The organism is Phaeodactylibacter sp. (genome assembly GCF_040219495.1).
Classification (GTDB): Bacteria; Bacteroidota; Bacteroidia; order Chitinophagales; family Saprospiraceae; genus Phaeodactylibacter.
Genome location: NZ_JAVJSK010000139.1, coordinates 10,889 through 30,266, shown reverse-complemented (window position 1 = coordinate 30,266; position 19,378 = coordinate 10,889). Strand labels below are relative to the sequence as shown.

Genomic DNA, 19,378 nt, shown 5'->3' with positions numbered 1-19,378 from the left:
TATCTTTTCTACGACAACGGAAGGCCAAGCATTCTGGCTTGCGCGTCAGCCTGCGTATTGCCGAGCGTTGGCTTTTTTGTTATTTTCCTCTTTACCAAGCAAGTAAACCCTTTTAAGCAATCTCTCCTTAAACCCCATAATTTCAATTGAGGGTTGGCTTCGGGGGTAGAGTACAACTAGGATATATACGAACATTCCACCTATTTCATACACCTACCTACACACTCCCTCACCACAGATCAATAGCTTGATAATCAATTGGGTATACCTACAAACGATTATAGCCGTTTCTAAACGGGGAACAGCTGCTCAGAGTGTAAAAGTCAGGCACCTCCCGGGGTACAAAGCGTGAACCACGCCGCATTATTTTGGACTAGCCGATTGATGCACGGGCAAAAGCCGATTGATGCACGGGCAAAATCGGGCTCAAACCACCATAAGATAAAACACTGTCGCTCAAAAAGCAAACGGATTGAAAGCGTGTTGCCCTTTTAGCTTTCTGGTGTTTTTTTTTGATTAAGAGCGTGTTGGGATTTTGGTCTTCTAGTCGAAAACTAACCATTTTTTGGTTAGACGAGGCGCGAAAACCGGAGTTTAGCCTTAGCTAAGTGAGGATTTCCGGGACGAAGTATAAGCCAACACGCTCTAAAGTCCGAACACGCTCTTAGAACCAGTGAAACGTCCGCTTATTAAGTTGGATTTGGTAAAAAGGGTTAGCCTGTGCGCCAAAATCAATCGCCAGAGCGTCCTTTTGGCCTACATTAAAGTCCAGTATAACAGGCCGGCCCGCATGTTGCCGGATCAGCCCATTGAACAGATGAGCGAGCGCTCTTGCCTTTTTGCCCTCCGGAGACTCCAGCGGCATAAAACTAACTACTTTTCCGTGGCTGTATAAAAAGAAGTTGACAGCCAGCGGGTTCGCTTGGGTATCCAAAGCGACGGAAGTGAAGCCCCATCCCCGGTGCAACGCATTGTACATAACCCGCTGCATGCCGTGAAACACTTCCTCTGACTGCAGCTCCCGGGGGTGGTTCTCCTGATAAAAGGCTGCAATTTGTTCCGGCTTCATGCTGGAGGTTAGCACCAGCCCCTCGTCTTCTGCACGTTGCAACTGCTCCATCAGCGGGCGGCTGTACGCATTGGCAATCTCTTCGTAGGGCCGGTTCAGAAAAAGCTGATAATTGGTTTGCTCTTTTACCTTAAAAGCGCTGTTCTCTGTTACAGGGTTTTGCTCATTGAGGTTGATGGAAATATGCTTGTACTGCTCTGGGATAGCCTCCAGAAAGCGCTCGATACGCGGTTTGGACAGTACATGAATAGAGTAGATGCCGAGCTCCCGGATCAAAGCGGGCTGATGCAGCTCCTGGCCCGAAAAACGCCCCAGCCGCCAGACCAGCGGAAAGACGGACTCGTAGTCGCCTTCCACCAGCGCGTCCCAGTCTTTCGCGATATGGTCCAGGTACCACATGTACCCAAAGATATTGCCATTGGTGGCATAGTGCACACAGCTATTCCATTTAGTTTTATCGATTTCCTCACGCGGTACAAACTTGATTTCCATTGTTATTCTTGATCCATTTTATGGCTGAATGCTGTCACGATCAGCCTTTAAATTTTGTAAAAACATCAAACAAACGATGCGCTACCTTTGCATTTAGCCAGGATTTAGGCTATTTTTACTATCCAAATAAGACACTCACCTCATCTAACAGGTTTTAGCCCTGTTAGGATTTGTCACATTTCGAGCACATAGAACTTGTTGGGGTTTTACACTTCGGGCTGCGTTCGCTCCAAAAGCAAAACCCCAACAAGCTCTTGAAGGCATCAATAGACCAATCGGACTGACAGGTCATTCCACTTTCCCAAACTCTGAGACACACAACAAAAAAGCAAAGTAATGGAGCAGCATTAGCCTGCCCACCACATGGTTAAGAATTCTACAGTTTACTTACTCATTTTTTGGATTTTAAAAATTCTTAGCCATGAGTATTACCCCCCAACGACTGGCCTTCCGGCCTGCGCGTAACGTTAAAGAATTGGAATCATTATTCCGATTGCGTTACCAGGGCTATTTGGAAAGTCAGTGCGCCAGCCTTGTTACCGATAATCAACACGGTTTCGAGTTGGATGTTTATGACCATTACGCTCACCACATCGGGCTTTTTCAGGAAGGCAACTTCGGTGCTTATCCTATCGCTTACCTGAGGCTTGTACAGGAGCACAAAGCCCCGGGTACAAATCTGATTGACACAATAGCTGACAAGTATGGTATAAAAAGCCCTTTGCCCCAAGAAGGGCCAGGCCTTCCCTTGCTCAGCAACTGCCCGGAAAAGGAAGCCATCGGCGCGCACATGGACCGGTTGCGCCCGGAGAAAAACGGGATCGTGGAGGCCAGCCGTTTTGTCTTCGCCCCGGAGGCCCGCTCGGGCGGCTATACCAAGTTTTTTGTGGAAGCGGCTATTGCCCGTATGCTTTATCATCACAGCTACAGCGGCATCATGCTCGCCTGCCACCCCCGTCATGCCGCCCTCTACCGCAGGTATGGGTTTAAGCAAATTGTGGACGGCAGTCAGAATGACTACAAGGGCTTAGCGGCCAGCATCCTCAGTATGCAAATCCCTGATATCCGGCCTGCACTTCAATCCAGGATCCAGGATATGGGCCTGGCCCAGCAGCGGCACGGGAGCCTGGAATTGCACGCTGAAACTAAAGCCTGGTGTGCGGCTATACCTGCCTCTAAAGAACGTCTTGTTGCCTAAACCTTCTAAACTCATCAATCATGGGAAAGATTAAAAACACTGCCCTTTTCTTACTCTTAGCTTACGTGCTCCCACTGGCTTTTCGCCCGTCATTGCTGCTGGACTACAGAATCTTATTTCTGATGCTCGCCGCCGTCGCCGTATTCCTCACCCAGCCTGGCTTTGAGGTTGAGGAAGCCGAGCGGGACCGGAGCGCTGATAACAACAGCGTACTTTTTATCCTTGTTCTCTCCGTGTTAGCCATCGCTATTCCAGTCATTGAGTGGGGGTATTTCCACCCAGATCGCGTACACCTGCACTGGATAATGGCGGGAGCCCTCATCGTCATAGCCGGTACGGGGCTGCGCATTTGGGCCATACAAACCCTGGGGCGCTTTTTCACCGCTACCGTACAAATTCAGGAAGAACACCAACTGATCCAGCATGGCCCCTTCCGCTACATCCGCCATCCGAGCTATACAGGAGCACTGCTGACTGCGGTGGGCGGTGCCATCGTTTTGGAGTCCTGGTTGGGGCTGCTGATCGCCACCGCCTGTATGCTGTATGCCTACTATGTAAGGATTACTGCGGAGGAAACGGCACTGGTCAGCAAGTTCGGACAGCGCTACCTGGACTACCAGAAGCAATCAAGCCGGTTAATCCCCGGTATTTGGTAACCGGGCTGGCTGGGCTTCGGAAAAAGTTGCTAATTTCAACCCGAATCTGACACAGCGCAGTTATCCATTTGGGGAGCTGCGCTGTTGTCCTACACAAATCGGTCCTATTATGAATGCGCAACTGCAGCAATTGCAAGCCCAGCTGGAAGGCGAACTGTACTATGACAAAATGATGCGGCACCTCTACGCAACGGATGCTTCCGTGTACAGAGAGCTTCCCCTGGCGGTTGCCCTGCCTATGCACGCTGAGGATATCCGCAAACTTGTCACCTTTGCCAACGAGAACGGTACCTCCCTAATCCCCAGAGCAGCAGGTACTTCTCTGGCCGGACAGTGTGTGGGCGATGGCATCGTAGTGGATGTATCCAAGTACATGAACCGAATCCTGGAAATCAACGCTGAGGAGGGCTGGGTGCGCGTAGAGCCGGGCGTCATTCGCGATGAGCTCAACCACGTGCTAAAGGAGTACGGCTTCTTTTTCGGCCCCAACACCTCTACCGCCAACCGGGCCATGATTGGCGGCATGGTGGGCAACAACAGCTGTGGCACCACCTCTATCGTCTACGGCTCTACCCGCGATCATGTGCAGGAGCTTGAAGTGGTACTAAGTGACGGCAGCACGGCTGTATTTCATGGGCTGGATGAGGCAGGCTACCGCCAAAAACTTAAGGCAGAGAGCCTGGAGGGCGATATCTACCGCCATCTGCATCAAACCCTTTCCGTCCCTGAGCGGCAGGCAGCCATCCGGGAAGCTTTCCCCAAGGCGAGTATTGAGCGCCGCAATACCGGTTATGCGGTAGACCTGCTCATCGAACAGGAGCCGTTTGACGAAGCGGGCCGCCCCTTTAATTTTTGTGAACTCCTGTGCGGTTCGGAAGGCACCCTGGCTTTCACCACCGCCATAAAAATTCATGTAGACCCGCTGCCCAAGCCAAAGGAAATCGTGGTCTGTGCACACTTCAACAGCATACCGGAATCGCTGGAAGCCGTCCTGATAGCCATGTCATTCCAACCTGCAGCCTGTGAGCTCATGGATAAGATCATCCTCGATCTGACTAAGCAAAACATTGAGCAAAAGAAAAACCGCTTCTTCGTAGAGGGTGACCCTGAGGGGATTCTCATGATTGAATTCCGGGGTGATACTTTCGAAGAAGCCCGGGATCAGGGGCATGCGCTGATCGCCGCTCTGCAGGAAGCGGGGCTGGGCTATGCGTACCCGATTGTGGAAGCGCCCAAGACTAAGCAGATTTGGGATTTGCGCAAGGCAGGGCTTGGGCTGCTGGCCAACATCCCCGGTGATGCCAAGCCTGTAGCTTGTATCGAAGATACGGCTGTAGACATCAAAGACCTGCCCGCTTACATCAAAGAATTCGACCAGCTGATGGCCAACTTCGGGCAACAGGCGGTGTACTACGCTCACGCCGGTGCCGGCGAGCTCCACCTCCGCCCCATTCTCGACCTGAAAAAGGCGGAAGGGCAGCGGCTATTCTATGAGATCACTAAAGCGGTGGCCGAGCTGGTCAAAAAGTACAACGGTTCCCTGAGTGGCGAGCATGGCGATGGGCGGGTCCGCGCAGAGTTTATCCCCCTCATGATCGGCGAGTACAACTATGAGTACCTGCGTCAGATCAAGCAAACCTGGGACCCCAAGGGTGTCTTCAACCCCGGCAAAATCGTGGATGCCCCACCGATGAAAAGCAGTTTCCGCTATGAGGCGGAGCAGCCAACGCCCGTGCATGAGACGGTGTACGACTTTTCAGAAGCCGGCGGCATACTGCGGGCGGCAGAGCGCTGCAATGGTTCCGGGGATTGCCGTAAGCTGAACTTCTCCGGCGGTACGATGTGCCCCAGCTACCGGGCAACCCGTGATGAGAAAGATACGACCCGGGGCCGGGCCAATATCTTGCGGGAGTTTCTCACCATGAACGTGCATGAGAACCCCTTCGACCACCCGGAAATCTATCAGGCGATGGACCTCTGCCTGGCTTGCAAAGGCTGTACGGCGGAGTGCCCTTCCAATGTGGATATGACCACGCTGAAGTCGGAGTTCCTCTATCAGTACCAAAAGGCTAATGGTGTGCCCCTGCGGTCCCGCGCTTTTGCCAACATAGGCCGCATCAACAGTTTGGCGGTCCGGGTACCCTGGCTCAGCAACTTTGCACTCACCAACCCGGTGCTCAGTGGGATTGCCAAAGGCGTGCTGGGCGTAGCACCGGAGCGGAGCCTGCCGACCGTTCACCACATCTCTTTGCGCCGCTGGGCCCGCAAACATGCGGATAAGCTGAAGCCACAGGGGCAACCGCTCGGTGCCGTCTACTTGTTTATCGACGAATTCACCAACTACAACGATACATCCATTGGCATCAAAGCCGTGGAGCTGCTCAGCCGGCTGGGGTACGAAGTTCGCTGTGTGGATCATGGCGAAAGCGGCCGGGCGCACATGTCCAAAGGGCTGTTGGAAGAAGCGCAGAAGTTTGCCATAGAAAACGTCCGCGCCTTCAAAGACCTCGTTAGTGCCCAAACCCCGCTGATCGGCATCGAGCCTTCGGCCATCCTTAGTTTCCGGGATGAGTACCCGAAGCTGGTCGGTAAAGAACTGCAGGAGACCGCGAAGACTCTGGGCGAAAATGCCCTGATGGTGGAAGAGTTCCTGATGCGGGAAGTGGAAGCGGGCCGTTTAAACGATAACGCTTTCACTACAGAATCCCGGCAGGTAATGCTCCACGGGCACTGCCACCAAAAAGCCCTGGCCGGTATTGAACCCTCCGCCTTCATCCTTAACCTGCCCCGCAACTATACGGTGGAGACCATCCCTTCCGGCTGTTGCGGCATGGCGGGCTCCTTCGGGTACGAAAAAGAACACTATGAGCTGAGCATGACGGTAGGGGAGCAGGTGCTGTTCCCGGCAGTGCGGGAGGCCTCGGCGGAGCATATCATCGCTGCACCGGGCACGAGCTGCCGCCATCAGATCAAAGACGGGACGAAACGGGAAGCCCTGCACCCGGTGGAGGTGCTTTGGGGGGCGTTGAAGTAAATGGCGGATTTTTACAGATATGGCACGCTTAGGTGGTGGTTTTGCGTTATTAAAGCAGACCAAAACATCAACTTTATGCCCTATTTGCGCTACGCTATTGTTCTTTTTCTCGCCCTGAGCACCGCTTGTGCCTCTCAGCAGGCGGCTTACCAGATGAGCGATACGATGATCGCCCGCCCTCAGCAGGAAGACGACCGTAAAATCCTTTACGATGCCGACCTGACGCTGACTGTAGAGACCTCGGACAGCACCAACTCATACATTCAGGCGATCGCGAAACGATACGGTGGATATGTGAATGAAATCGGCACCTACCGGTCTATCATCCGGGTAGAAAGCGAAGCCCTTGACGCTGCAATTGATGAGATTAGTCAACTCGGGCGCCTCGACCGCCAAAGCATACGCGGACAGGATGTCACCGAAACCTACCTCGATTACCAAATCCGGCTGGAGAATGCCCAACAGGCACGCGGCCGCTACCTCGGCCTCCTTGACCAGGCCACCACCGTAGACGAAATCCTGAAAGTCGAAAAAGAACTGGAGCGCCTCAACGAAACCATCGACTTGCTCAAGGGCAAGATGAACCGTATTGATCATTTGGATACCTACGCTACGATTACGATCAACCTGCGGGAGCGGCAAAAGCCCGGGATACTAGGCTATATCGGGATTGGATTATACCGGGGTGTGCGGTGGTTGTTTGTGCGTGGATAAGAATGGCCTCATTCCAGCCCGCAGTCCTCTGCGCTTAGTTCTATCTCAATGGTGTAATGGGCGAACCCGTAAGGCTTGAGTGCCGCTTTCATCCTGTTTTTGATCTCCAGCAACGTAGCCAATCCTTCAATCTCCTTCAGCTTGACGTGCGTGGAAAACACATGCTGCTCACCGTCCAGTGACCAGATATGAGTATGGTGGAGGGAACCTACATTCGGTACAGCCATCAGTTGGTCTTCCAGGGCTTTCAAATTCACTTCTTTAGGTGCTCCCTGCAGGAACAACATCAGGGTTTCACGCAGCCGGCGCACCACATTCCAAAGGATATAGGCGGTGATGAATAATGACAAAGCGGGGTCCAGATAGGGCGTTTGGTAAAACTTTAGAATAATGGCGACAACCAATACGGCGACCCAGCCCAACACATCCTCCAGCAAATGCCAGGACACCACGCGCTCATTCATTGATTTGCCGCTACTGAGTTTCCAGGCAGCATAACCATTCACCGCCACGCCGATCAGGGCAAAGATGAGCATCCCTGTAGCGTCAGACAATTCGGGCTCAAACAAGCGCTGCACCGCTTCCCGGATGACAAATACGGACCCCGTAATGAGGACCAGGGAGTTGATCAGCGCGCCAAGCAATGAAAACCGGGCATAGCCGAAAGAGAAAGTGCGGTTTGCACCCTGCTTCGACTTATGGTCTAAATACCAGGAAAGCCCCAGCGACAGGCTGTCTCCCAGGTCGTGGATAGCATCTGAAATAATGGCTACGCTATTGACATAGAGCCCGCCTATGAATTCGAAGATCGTGAAAAACAGGTTGAGCCAAAAGGCGAGTTTGAGGTTTCTGCCGGAATGGTGGTGGTGGTGTGACATCAGTGTGCTGTTTTTATAACCGCTACCTGGTGTAGTGATCAGTTGAGCCCTGCTGATTGAGACAGGCCAGCACGCTAGATGTTCGGTATATGGTAGGGGTTTACAGCTCCAGCGGTTCGTAAAGCGCCTTCAAACTGAACGTCCCTTCTTCCAGCACCGGCACTTCTCCTTCCAGCCCTGTAAACTCCTCGATCAGCCAGGTACCCTCCTGATCCTTCCGGCGGTAGCTGATCACAGATGGCGACTGGCTATCAATATAAAGCACCTGCTGAAGGGAGGGTATGGTTTTGTAGCGCTGGAATTTCTGCCCGAGGTCAAAGTTTCGAGTGCTTTCGGATAGCACTTCCACCAGGATAACCGGATTAGTGGTGGCTTTCATTTCGCCCTCTAGCGGTTCGTGCCTGGGCTCCCCTTTCACGATAGTACAATCGGCGTTAAAATAACTTTTTGCTTTCCCAGGAGGTACAAGCGCTAAATTACTGCCAAAAAACCGATAGGGTTTACCCTCCAGTAAGGTGATAAGCAGATGGCCTATCCTCATGACCAGTTCTTCGTGTTCTTGAGTTCCATAACCCATAAAAGAGAGAATTTGACCCTCGTCGTACTGTACTGGATAGTTTCCTTCCTCCAATAAATCGAGAAAGGTATCCCAGCTTGCTTCCACAATCATGGTTTCTCCATAGGGCAGCCGTTCTTCGAGGGTACGCGGTATTGCTACAGTAGTTCCAGCCATACATGTATTTTAAAGTGTACCTCGTAAGATAAGGAAGTATCAGGTAATAATCCAGCACACGCTTGTGTAGGTGTGTATAACAAATTGCACTTTTTAAATAGCCTGGCAGCATCTGCGGTTTGCCTATTTTGGTACATCGCCCAAAAATCTTGGATAAGCTGGAGCAGAGCGGGAAGCTCTACCCCAGCAGCCATAGCGCTTAAATCAGAGGGTTGCCCCCCCGGTATTAATGGCTAGTGGTCACTTCGTATGGCGTATATAATCTACGGTATCACGCTCTGTTTTGTGCAATTTGTTATACACACCTTGTGTAGGCCGTCTCCAACATCTACCGTACATACTCCCTAAAACCGCTTCTGGCCCGAAAACTCCATGGCTTCCCCTTTGCCAAAGCCGTAGCTGAAGCCGAGGGTGACAAAACGGCCGCGCTGCCCGAAGCTGTAGAGGTAGAAGGTAGGTTGCTGCACGACGCTTTCGCGGATGCGGGAAGCAAAGACATCACGTACGCTCAGGTTGATCACGCCCCGCCCTTTCATCAGCTTTTTGCGCAGCCCCAGGTCCAGGAAATAGTTCTCGGAAACCAGGCTTTGGACCGTTTGTACCCTTGATTCGTACTGCCCCGTCACTTCAAAGTCAATCTGAGCCGGCAGTTTCAGTTTAGCGGTCAGCTTACCGGCCCACTGATCCCCCGTAAAGTCGAAAGAGGTGGCTTCCAGCTCGCCCTGCCGGTTGAAGTAGTTGTAGTTGAAGTCACCGTTGAGCGTCAGCCAGGGCTTTGGGCTGTACTTGGCATTGAACTCCAGCCCGGTGGTACGGTTGGTACCGATGTTCATGGGCATGGTGATGTTGACGTTGTTCTCAAAGACGGAGATGCGCTCCACCACCGCTTCGGTGTACCGGTAGTATACACTGAAGTTCATGGAAAGTGCCCCCAGGAGATAGATGCTCGATACCTCGTAGGAATCTGTAAACTCCGGCAGCAGATTCGGGTTGCCCGTGCGGACACTGAAGTTGTTACGGATGTTGAAAAAGGGGTTAAGATCCCACAGCCGGGGGCGGAAAATACGCCGGGAGTAGCCTGCCTGAACGGACACCCGGTCGCTGAGCTTATAAGACGTGTGCAGGGAAGGGAAGAGGTTGGTAAAATTCTGATTGTTGGACTCGCCGGTGGTGGCCAGCAGCGTTTTCAGGTCGGTATGCTCCACGCGCAGCCCCAGCTTGAGCCCCCATTGTTCACCTTCATAAGCACCGGTGGTGTACACGCCCAGGACATCCTGACTGTACTCAAAGATGTTGGTAAGGCTGGAATCCACCACAAAGTCGCCACCTTCCAGATTACGCACCGCAAAATCGTTGCTCACATCATTGACCACGTACATAGCGCCCGTCTCCAGGGTCAGCTTATCGGAAAATGGCCTGGTGTAGTCCAGCTTGAAGGTGTACTCGGCTTCCTGAAAATTAGTCCGGGTGAGCTGATCGCCAAAGGCTTCCCCGTCAAGCAGGGAGGTATTGGTAAATTCGGAGGACTGGTCTTTACCAAAGAAATTGCCCATAGCGCTGAAGAGCAATACATGGTCTTCGTCATCCTCAAAATCCTTTTTGTACTGCAACTCATAATTCCACTTGGGGTTGGTCGCTTCAGTTACTTCCTCCCGGTACCACTCATTGGCAAGGTTGCCGTTTTCGTCAAAGAGGAGGAAGTTCGTACGGGAAGGCTGATCTTCTATCTCGTAGGCGAAGTTGCCAGACAGTGTAATCACATTCAGGTCATTGATGTAATAGTCTGTACCCAGGATGACGTTATAAAACTGTTCATTGCGGTACTCCCGCCCTTCGCTTCGGACTTCGGTCCCGCTCACCAGGTCCCGGTTAATCACCTCCCGGTCTTGCGGCAGCTCCCGGTAACCCACGCCGAGTTGACTGAACAGGTTGAACTTCTCCGTCCGGCGGTTGAGGCTTAGGCCTACGCTGTGGTTGTGGGGTGTACCGGTGTTGACGGTCATGGAACCGTTGAGCCCCTCACGCTCGTCCTTTTTGAGGATGATGTTAATAATGCCAGCGGTCCCCTCTGCTTCATACTTAGCCGATGGGTTGGTAATCACTTCTATGCTTTCAATCATTTCGGCCGTAAGCGTACCCAGCGCATTGCCCTGCTCACTGGCGAGCACCGAAGGCTTGCCATTGATGAGAATCTGTACGCCAGCACTGCCCCGAAGGCTGACCTCCCCCTCAATACTCACATTGACAGACGGTACATTATTGAGCACTTCCAGCGCACTTGCACCTGTACTACTGAGGTCTTTGCCGACATTAAACACGCGCTTATCGAGCTTGAACTCTGTTTGGGAGCGTTCAGCGCGCACCAGTACCTCATCCAGGGTTTGCCCTTCGGCAGAGAGGTAGATGTTGCCCAGGTCGACCTGCCCGTTCTGAGGCGTAAGGTCTGAAAACTCCTGAGCGGCATAGCCAATAAAGCTGACCTTCACGGTAAAGTCCGTTGCCTCTGCCGACAGCAGAAAGGTACCATCAGCACCGGTAGTGGCCCCGCTCAGTGCGGCTTTGCTTTGTTGGTCCTGAAGCATCACAGTAGCGAACTCGATGGGCTGATTCGTAGCCTTCTCAAATACAGTACCCCTCACTTCAATCGTGCTCTGGGCGCCAACTATCCCCGAGCACAATAGCATACTAAAAATGAGTGCCCCTATCCTTTTTCCTACCGCGAATTTATCCATCTGACAGATCTGTTTGTGCGCTATATGACCGGAGCTATTGCCTGTTGTACCGGTTCAAAGCCGCAAAGATAAAGTTTAAACTTTAAATCCCCTGATTACAGACTGAGCTAATAACTGACAAATCAACTTATAGCCCACCCCACGCACATTCACGATCTCCACCCGATCATTTACTGCAGGTACATCCCAACACGCTCTAAGAGCATGGTTGGAGCTCGTTCCTATTGCAAATCAACGCTTTATGAACCCCGCAGAAATGCGGGGCAAGCGCTGACTTCCTCACTAAATTTTCATTTAGCCCGCTAAACTCAAATTTAGTGACTTCGCCAGAACCATAAATCCTTGATTTTCATGACGAAACCGCTCCAAACAAGCTCTAAGCACGGGCAGTACGTTTTACACCAGCAGCATCACCAAAAAGCTGAGCACCGTAGCGATAAAGCCAACCATGAACACGGTATAGGAAATGGAGAGATAGCGGTATTTTTTGTCCAGCACTTTGCCCAGGAAGTAAAGGTCGCGCACCATATTGCCATAGAGCAGTTCCCCATCTTGAAAGATCTCGTCCATGGCCGTTTCGTAGTCCTCCAGGTTGAGTTGGACGAAGTTGCCAAAGAAAACCAGGTTCTGACGGGCCGTTTGCGGGTCGGTTTGTTGTGGGTTCAGGCGGGTGACCTTGGGGCGGGCGGAGAGTACCGCAAAAATAAGAGACGACATGCCCGTCACCAGGAAAAGAATCACGGGCAGAAGGATTTGCGGGGAGTTTTCTCCGATATTCCGGTAAGACAAAAAGGTGATCAGCACCGATACGAGAATGGCATTCACGCTGATCATGATATTGGCCTTATTGTCGGCAATGGCACTAAGGTTGATATGGTTGCGGTAGTTGGTCCGGAAGTAGGTTTGAGCCCCCCGCACGGGGTCTTTTTTTTCGAGGCTGTAGAACCGCCCTCCCTGTTCTTCTTCTTTTTCGTTGCGTTTTTCCACTTCTGCCCGCTGAGCGTATATGGCTTTCGCCAAAAGCGGCTGCAGGTGAGCCTGCCCGTGGTGGGTATGCCATTTGATGCGCAGCAGTTGTTCGAGCACTTCCCTGGACCAGGTTGTTTTTGTGAAATTTTGCCCGGACAGCATTTCCTGCTCTATACGCAAAGAAGGGAGCCGGTCTTCGGCTTCACTCAGGTAAACGACGGAAGCGTAGGCATCATTCAGTAGGCGGCTTGCAGTTTGAGTGGGCAACTCCCGGCGCAGTACCTGCTGAATGGCGGTCAGGGCTTGTTGCTGCACCTCCGGGGCAGTTCCCGATTTCTGAAAAAACTGCTGTGCCACCTTCGGGCTGTAGAGCACCGGACTATTGGTATCGAACAGCCAGCCGGTAGGCATAAACCAGGCGGCCAAAACCGCAGATTCAATCACCGGCGCCGGCGCGCTTTCCACCTGACCGATATCGGCCACAGCTTCTGCAAGGGCTGCGGCCAGACTGTAGTTGTGCAGCAACAAGCGGGCATCCTGCTTCTGACTGTACAGCCGCAGTACAAATTGCCGGGCTTGCCCGACCGCTTGGGATAGGGCTGCCGGGGCTTCTTTTTCCTGCATGCGATGCGATTTTGTTCTTGCTCGGAAGATACGTAATTTAGCCCCGCAATTGCAAACAACCCTGGTGAGCGCTCCCTTTTTTAGTAAATTGATTGCCGGGAGACATTCTCTTTTGCACTTAGGTGCCCGCAACATCTACAGCTTGCTTAATTTTGAGCAGCTTCAAATCTTTTTTTGCTGTTTTGACACCCGCAAAATAAATCAGCCTTTCGTAGAGTTTATGAACACTAGTGGCTTAAGTTCTAAGTCTCTGATAATTAAGCCGCCGGAATTTTGTTCGCTGAAGAAGTCTGGAAACGTAGGCGTAGTCGAAGCTACGGTGAGGCTTTCAGGTTACATCAGCGGGCAAAAGGGCAAGGCTTGGATGGTCAAGGATTTAGGACTTGAGCCACTAGATTCATGGCCTGTACAAAACTTACAGCCATAAACTCTATTTTTTGTTCATATTCAGGCGGAGCGACCCTCCGCTTTGTTTCGTACCAATATTCAGCTTGTATGACCCAACGACTAACTCTTTTTGCTGCACTAGTGGCCACGCTCCTGCTCACCTCTTGTCAGGACTTCGACGACCTGTCTAATATCGACAGCGCCAATTATGATGCAGCCTATGCCTTGCCTATCGTTCAATCCCGATTATCCATACGCGATGCGCTGGAGAGTACGGGCGATCTCGCAGCCCTGTACATTGATGACGAGGGCGTCATCCACTTCGAATACCGGGGCGATATCATCGCCCAAAACAGCGATACGCTCTTTGCCCGCATCAATGAGTCACTGAACGGGCAATTGATCCCGCTCATCGCTCAACGGATCGGGCTCCCACTTAAGACGGCTGAGGGCGCAGAGTTTGACCGCCTTAAAATCAAACAAGGCCAGCTCGTTTGGGCTTTCCAAAACGCTCATCCGGAGCCCGTAACGGTTACCCTGACGTTCCCGGACTTGTACAAAGACGGAGTGCCTTTGCAACTCACCGGCTCAACCGCAGGCTACGATGGTGAAGGCGCGCTATTGACCTATAGCAACCTCTTCAACCCTTACAATCTGGCGGGTACCGAAATTGTTACCGCAGAGGGGACTGATTCCATTTATGTGGAGTACGAGCTTATCCGGGAAGGCGGGCAGGAAGATACAGTCGCTTTTGGCGGGATCACCCTCTCTGATTTGGCGTTTTCTTACATGGAAGGCTACTTTGGCACGGAAGTGCAAGCCGGTGGGCGGGATACGATCATCATCGACTTTTTCGACGACTGGGTAAAAGGCGATATTTACTTTGCAGACCCGACGGTCACTTTCCGGGTGGAAAACTCCTTCGGCATCCCGACCCGCTCACGGGTTAACCTCTTCAACGTTTTCACCGTTAGGGATGAGACGCTGCCCCTGGAGGGCGAACTCATTGATAACGGCATTGACTTCGTATATCCCGGGCTCGATGAGGTGGGGGAAACCTTTGTGGAACGCTACGTTTTCAACAAAGACAATTCCAATATTGACGAAATTTTGGGCGCAGGCCCTCTGGCTATCGACTACGATGTGGATGCCATTACCCACCCGGACAGCAACCGCAGTATCCGCGGCTTCCTGACTGACAGCAGCTATTATCAGGTGGATGTGGAAGTAGACCTGCCGCTTTATGGCAATGCCATCGACTTTTTGGCGCAGGATACGCTGGCGCTTTCGTTGGGCGAGCTGGGGCAGGAAGTCTACAAAGCAGAGTTCAAAATGGTGACGCAGAACGAGTTGCCCCTCAATGTATCTATTCAGGGCTACTTCCTTGATGAGCAGGGCATGGTGCTGGACTCCTTGTTTCAGGGGGAGCAGCTCATTATGGAAGGCGCTGCTGCAGACGATAACGGTATCTCAACGGAGGTGGCCGAAAAGATCACCTTCATCGACTACCCGGAGGAACGCTTTGCCCGTATCCGGCCATCGGCTTCTATCAATATTGTCGCTACTTTCACCACCACAGGAGAGGGCGCTCAGAATGTCAAATTGCTGGCAGAACAGGGCGTAGACGTAAAAATCGGTGCCATATTCGGGCGCCGCAGTGAATAGCAGCAATTGGGTGGGTGCAGCTGCGCCTGCATGTGTTGACCGTCAGCTAAAAAGCGGAGTCAGGAAGGATTCGTTTCCGGGTAGTGAGCCAGGTAGTCGCGGAGCCGCTTCAATTGCCGGCTATTGCCCAACACGATAAAACTGGCCCCTTTCTCCAGAATGGTATCCGGTGAAGGATTGACTTCGTAGTGGCCATCCGGGGCTTTGTAGCCAATGATGTTACTCCCGGTCTCCTGCCGGATGCGCAGTTTGCGCAGTGACTTGCCCTGACAATCATCGGGCAGGTCCGCATAGGTCACTTCCTCAAAGCCAATATCCGACTGATACTCGTTGGTGATGTAAGAAAAGAACTCCACCGCTCCGGGCTTGCTGAAGAGGGTCGCCATGTAAAAGCCGCCGATCTGCTCAGGCATCACGACGTGGTTGGCCCCTGCCATCAATAGCTTCTTTTGCGACCTGAAGTCTTTGGAACGGCTGATGATGGTCAGGCGGGGATTGAGCTGCCGGGCGGTGAGCACCGCGAAGACGTTGTCGGAGTCATCAGGCAGAGAAGAGATCAAAGCACTGGCCCTGGAAATGCCAGCTTTCACCAGCACTTCATCATGCGTGGCATCATCTTCCAGGTAGAGGATACGGTCCTCGCTTTTCTGCAAGTCTTCAATTTTGTGCGGGTCATTCTCAATAACCACAAAAGGTACATCATGCTTATGGAAGTGCAGGGCAATTTCACGTCCATACTTTCCATAACCACACAGGATGACGTGGTCAGATAGCTTGTCAATGGATGCGCTAATGAGGTTAAAATGCATGTTTTTGAAAATTTCTCCCTGAATAACGTAGTAAGAAAATACGGCAAGTACGTAAGCAAAAATACCAATATTGGTGATAATAAGCCCTGAGGTGAAGAACCGCCCTACCGCACTCAGGGGCTGCACCTCTGTGAAGCCAACGGTCGATATGGTGATGATCGTCATGTAAAAGGCTTCTGAGAAGCTGTAAGACTCCAACACCATGAATCCCACCTGACTGATCAGCAGCTCTGCGATCAATAGCGCCAAAGCCACCCTCATGCTCAAAAAAGAGGAAGGCACCTGATAGATATTGAAACGCCGAAAGTTTAACCTGTTGAGCATATTGACAAAAATCAGCTTTGCTTGTTGCGGATACTCAATCCGGCAAAGCTTACTAAATAATTAATTTGAGGTTCGACCAAATTAAACCAAATTATGCCAAACTTAGCCTATTTTACTGTAATACCCGATCGAAAACCTGAATCTCTTCAATCCTTGCCGCCCTAGTGCTTTGTCAAGTATCAAATAAAGAGTATGGCCAGGTCAGTAAGCTCTAAAGCACTGCAAGACTTCGGAAAGGTCGGATATTGCCCCCCGGCCAGAGGAGATGCCCTTTCTGCTCATCTCTTCCCGCCATTCGTTCATTGAAAACCTCACGACCATGAAAAAGAGACTTGCAAGCCTGCACGCTACGCTCTTATTTACTGCCGCACTATTCGCACAGCCGTTGCCCGAACAGTTGCAGCGGTTTGCTGATACTCAGCGCCCCGCGGCAGTTTCCGTTGCCATTCTCAAGGATGGCGAAATTACCTACTACCACTTCGGGCAACTGGCCAAAAAGATGGAAGCGGCACCGGATGAGCACACCCTCTACGAAATTGGCGCACTCAGCAGCCTGTTCACTACCACACTTATGCTTCGGATGGGAGAGCAGGGTGTACTGAACCCCGAAAAGCCCATTGCTGATTATTTGCCTGATAGCTTGTCACCTCCGGCCTTTCAGCCACAACGCTGTGCAGAAGTTACCCTGCCTGGCCATCCGGTACGCCGCATCATGAGCTGCTCCAATGACTTATCAAGAGCATCGGTCTGTATGACGGGCTGCGACCTGGCGAGCCACGTTTCCGGTCTGCCCAACTCCGGGCTTGGGGTGTATGATTGGCACCCGATCGGCAAAGCTGCCTACCTGAACGGCCCCGCCCCTGAACTGCAGGAAGCCGGCTTGCTCCAAAAACTGGGCAATGCTCCGTTCAAAGCGGAGCCGGGGCGCAGTTACCACTTTTCTAATGCGGGGATTGCTTTATTGGGATTGGCTATGGAAAAGGCGGCTCAGAAGCGTTATGAGGCATTGCTGCATCAGTACCTCTTGCAGCCGTTGCAATTACAAAACACAAAGGTCGATATCAGTGCCGAGCAGCGGACCCGACTGGCAGAAGGGCTCGATCGCCGGGGCCGGGCGGCGGGCAATTGGCATTTTCGCACCCTCGCTCCTGCCGCAGGACTGAAGTCAACCGCAGCTGATCTGGCCCGGTTCCTCAGCGTATACATGGGGCAGGGGCCCCAAAACTGGGAAAACACCATCCTCGAAGGCCAGCAAGCGCGCGTAGAAGTCAGCTTTCCCACACTGGAATACAGCACTCAGGCCGCTTACGGGTGGCTCGTTAGCTATCTCCCTGTGGCCAAGCCAAGATTGGCGGTTTGGATGAATGGAGGCACTGCCGGGTACAGCGCTTTTGCCGGTTTTGTGAAAGATGAACAAATCGGGGTGGTCGTTCTTTGCGCCCGTGCAGAGTCCGAAGCTACTCAGCTGGGTATGGAGCTGTTGAAGGCGCTCTAGAGCTCTTTCCGCAAACGGGCTACCGGAATGTTAAGCTGCTCACGGTATTTAGCCACGGTGCGCCGGGCAATTTGATACCCTTTTTCTTCCAGTGCTTTCTGTAGCTTTTGGTCAGAAAGAGGCTTTTTCTTGTTTTCCTGCCCGATGATGTCTTCCAGGATTTGCTTCACCTCCAGCGTAGACACTTCTTCTCCGTCATCTTTGGACATTGACTCCGAAAAGAACTCTTTGAGCCGCTTGGTGCCGAACTCCGTCTGTACGAATTTGCTGTTGGCCACGCGTGAAATGGTGGAGATGTCCAGCCCGGTGATATCCGCAATATCTTTTAGGATCATAGGACTGAGCTTGGTGGAGTCGCCGGTCAGGAAAAACTCGTATTGGTATTGCAAGATGGCGTACATGCTGCGGTACATGGTGTCTTGCCGCTGCCGTATTGCATCAATAAACCACCTGGCCGAGTCGATTTTTTGTTTGATAAACATAATCGCCTCCCGCTCTTTCTTCTGGCTGCGCCGTCCGGCGGTCTTTTTCTTGTAAGAGCGCAGCATGTCCTGGTACTGATCACTGACGCATAAGTCGGGGGCATTGCGGGAGTTTAGGGTAAGCTCCAGTTCGCCATCCCGGTTTTGGATGATGAAGTCTGGCACGACATACTGATTGGCCCGGCTGTTGCTGCCGCTGGAAAAGCCGCTGGCAGGCTTGGGGTTCAGCTTAATGATTTCTTCGATAGCTGCTTTGAGGTCATCGTTCGAAATGTCAAGGCGGCGCAACAGCTTATTGTAGTGCTTCTTGGTAAACTCGTCGAAGTAGTCGCGTATAATTTTGAGGGCCAGGTCTAAGTCTTCCCGTTCTTCAAAATCCAGGAAATCCTCTTCATCGTCCAGTTCCGCTTTCATCTCCAGCTGGATCACCAGGCATTCCTGTAAATCCTTGGCACCAATACCGGGCGGCTCAAAGCGTTGAATTTGCTTGAGTAAAGCCAGGATTTCCTCTTCCGAGGCGAAAATATTTTGCGAGAACATCAGGTCATCGATAATCGCATCGGGCTCCCGGCGGAGGTAACCGTCTTCGTCAATGCTGCCAACAATCTGCAGGGCAATAGCTTCTTTGCGTTCGTCTTCGAGCTGCATCAGGCCGACCTGTTCCTCCAGGTATTCATGAAAAGAGTATTCAACAGCGATGGGTACGGTTTTCTCTTCCTCGTCTACACTATAATTATTGGTCTGCGTTTTGTAGGTGGTAGGGTCGTCTTCGATATATTCATTAAGGTAATCGTCCAGTTCGTAAGGCTCATCCTCGTACACTTCACTTTCCTGATCCTCTGTGAGATCCGCCATGTCATCGCGTTCTTCACCTTCTTCCAGAGCCGGGTTAGCTTCCAGCTCCTCCTTGATGCGCTGTTCCAGGGTAGCCGTCGGGATTTGCAGCAGCTTCATGAGCTGAATTTGCTGCGGCGACAGCTTCTGGAGCATTTTCTGGCTTAGGCTCTGTTTCAGCATAGGGACTATTTTTAGGATGACTGTTTGTTGCTGCCCCTTGGCTCTAAGAGCGTGTTGGGACTTTCGACTAGAAGACAAAAGTCCCAACGCGCTCTAAACT

Annotated in this window: 13 protein-coding genes; 6 read left to right on the top strand and 7 right to left on the bottom strand. The window is 52.1% G+C overall.

Translation table 11 applies throughout. From position 1 onward, the window contains the following. Positions 1–664 precede the first annotated feature (664 nt). Positions 665–1,561: a hypothetical protein gene (locus RIC19_RS22530; protein WP_350180635.1), complete on the bottom strand. Its 897-nt coding sequence runs from the start codon at positions 1,559–1,561 to the stop codon at positions 665–667. Between the two features lie 421 nt (positions 1,562–1,982). Here RIC19_RS22530 and RIC19_RS22525 point away from each other — a divergent pair, with 421 nt between their 5' ends. The 4 genes from RIC19_RS22525 (at position 1,983) to RIC19_RS22510 (ending at position 7,163) form a co-directional block, all read left to right on the top strand. Further along, on the top strand, positions 1,983–2,759 hold the full coding sequence (locus tag RIC19_RS22525; protein WP_350180634.1) for an N-acyl amino acid synthase FeeM domain-containing protein: 777 nt from the start codon (positions 1,983–1,985) through the stop codon (positions 2,757–2,759). 20 nt (positions 2,760–2,779) lie between these two features. Further along, a complete protein-coding gene (locus tag RIC19_RS22520) occupies positions 2,780–3,415 on the top strand; it encodes a methyltransferase family protein (protein WP_350180633.1) in 636 nt (211 codons plus the stop codon). Between the two features lie 109 nt (positions 3,416–3,524). After that, positions 3,525–6,449: an FAD-binding and (Fe-S)-binding domain-containing protein gene (locus RIC19_RS22515; protein ID WP_350180632.1), complete on the top strand. Its 2,925-nt coding sequence runs from the start codon at positions 3,525–3,527 to the stop codon at positions 6,447–6,449. Between the two features lie 75 nt (positions 6,450–6,524). Further along, positions 6,525–7,163, top strand: coding sequence for a DUF4349 domain-containing protein (locus RIC19_RS22510; RefSeq protein ID WP_350180631.1), 639 nt, complete (start codon positions 6,525–6,527; stop codon positions 7,161–7,163). An 8-nt stretch (positions 7,164–7,171) separates the two neighbouring features. Here the strand turns inward: RIC19_RS22510 and RIC19_RS22505 are convergent, their stop codons facing one another. The 4 genes from RIC19_RS22505 to RIC19_RS22490 all read right to left on the bottom strand — a co-directional run bounded on the left by RIC19_RS22505 (position 7,172) and on the right by RIC19_RS22490 (position 13,099). Then, positions 7,172–8,041, bottom strand: coding sequence for a cation diffusion facilitator family transporter (locus RIC19_RS22505; RefSeq protein ID WP_350180630.1), 870 nt, complete (start codon positions 8,039–8,041; stop codon positions 7,172–7,174). 100 nt (positions 8,042–8,141) lie between these two features. Next, entirely contained in the window at positions 8,142–8,774 is a 633-nt protein-coding gene (locus RIC19_RS22500) for a Uma2 family endonuclease (RefSeq protein WP_350180629.1), read from the bottom strand. Positions 8,775–9,118: 344 nt separating this feature from the next. Continuing rightward, a complete protein-coding gene (locus RIC19_RS22495) occupies positions 9,119–11,506 on the bottom strand; it encodes a TonB-dependent receptor (RefSeq protein WP_350180628.1) in 2,388 nt (795 codons plus the stop codon). Positions 11,507–11,902: 396 nt separating this feature from the next. Then, positions 11,903–13,099: a Pycsar system effector family protein gene (locus tag RIC19_RS22490; protein WP_350180627.1), complete on the bottom strand. Its 1,197-nt coding sequence runs from the start codon at positions 13,097–13,099 to the stop codon at positions 11,903–11,905. A 495-nt stretch (positions 13,100–13,594) separates the two neighbouring features. Here RIC19_RS22490 and RIC19_RS22485 point away from each other — a divergent pair, with 495 nt between their 5' ends. Then, positions 13,595–15,151 carry a hypothetical protein gene (locus RIC19_RS22485; RefSeq protein WP_350180626.1) on the top strand — a complete coding sequence of 519 codons (1,557 nt, stop codon included), beginning with the start codon at positions 13,595–13,597 and terminating at the stop codon, positions 15,149–15,151. Positions 15,152–15,210: 59 nt separating this feature from the next. Here the strand turns inward: RIC19_RS22485 and RIC19_RS22480 are convergent, their stop codons facing one another. Next, positions 15,211–16,284, bottom strand: a complete 1,074-nt coding sequence (locus RIC19_RS22480) for a potassium channel family protein (protein WP_350180625.1) — start codon at positions 16,282–16,284, stop codon at positions 15,211–15,213. 319 nt (positions 16,285–16,603) lie between these two features. On the opposite strand from RIC19_RS22480, the gene RIC19_RS22475 reads away from it, so the two are divergent. Further along, positions 16,604–17,779 (top strand): serine hydrolase domain-containing protein, encoded by a 1,176-nt coding sequence (locus RIC19_RS22475; protein WP_350180624.1) that lies wholly within the window; start codon positions 16,604–16,606, stop codon positions 17,777–17,779. On the opposite strand, the gene rpoN is transcribed toward RIC19_RS22475, so the two are convergent. After that, positions 17,776–19,278: an RNA polymerase factor sigma-54 gene (gene rpoN, locus RIC19_RS22470; protein ID WP_350180623.1), complete on the bottom strand. Its 1,503-nt coding sequence runs from the start codon at positions 19,276–19,278 to the stop codon at positions 17,776–17,778. The genes RIC19_RS22475 and rpoN overlap by 4 nt on opposite strands. Positions 19,279–19,378 lie beyond the last annotated feature (100 nt).

Bases quoted from the DNA above. Each gene is read 5' to 3' on its own strand.
- RIC19_RS22520 (WP_350180633.1), top strand. From the start codon at position 2,780: ATGGGAAAGATTAAAAACACTGCCCTTTTCTTACTCTTAGCTTACGTG.
- RIC19_RS22530 (WP_350180635.1), bottom strand. From the start codon at position 1,561: ATGGAAATCAAGTTTGTACCGCGTGAGGAAATCGATAAAACTAAATGG.
- RIC19_RS22480 (WP_350180625.1), bottom strand. From the start codon at position 16,284: ATGCTCAACAGGTTAAACTTTCGGCGTTTCAATATCTATCAGGTGCCT.
- RIC19_RS22510 (WP_350180631.1), top strand. From the start codon at position 6,525: ATGCCCTATTTGCGCTACGCTATTGTTCTTTTTCTCGCCCTGAGCACC.
- rpoN (WP_350180623.1), bottom strand. From the start codon at position 19,278: ATGCTGAAACAGAGCCTAAGCCAGAAAATGCTCCAGAAGCTGTCGCCG.
- RIC19_RS22475 (WP_350180624.1), top strand. From the start codon at position 16,604: ATGAAAAAGAGACTTGCAAGCCTGCACGCTACGCTCTTATTTACTGCC.
- RIC19_RS22505 (WP_350180630.1), bottom strand. From the start codon at position 8,041: ATGTCACACCACCACCACCATTCCGGCAGAAACCTCAAACTCGCCTTT.
- RIC19_RS22485 (WP_350180626.1), top strand. From the start codon at position 13,595: ATGACCCAACGACTAACTCTTTTTGCTGCACTAGTGGCCACGCTCCTG.
- RIC19_RS22495 (WP_350180628.1), bottom strand. From the start codon at position 11,506: ATGGATAAATTCGCGGTAGGAAAAAGGATAGGGGCACTCATTTTTAGT.
- RIC19_RS22525 (WP_350180634.1), top strand. From the start codon at position 1,983: ATGAGTATTACCCCCCAACGACTGGCCTTCCGGCCTGCGCGTAACGTT.
- RIC19_RS22515 (WP_350180632.1), top strand. From the start codon at position 3,525: ATGAATGCGCAACTGCAGCAATTGCAAGCCCAGCTGGAAGGCGAACTG.
- RIC19_RS22500 (WP_350180629.1), bottom strand. From the start codon at position 8,774: ATGGCTGGAACTACTGTAGCAATACCGCGTACCCTCGAAGAACGGCTG.
- RIC19_RS22490 (WP_350180627.1), bottom strand. From the start codon at position 13,099: ATGCAGGAAAAAGAAGCCCCGGCAGCCCTATCCCAAGCGGTCGGGCAA.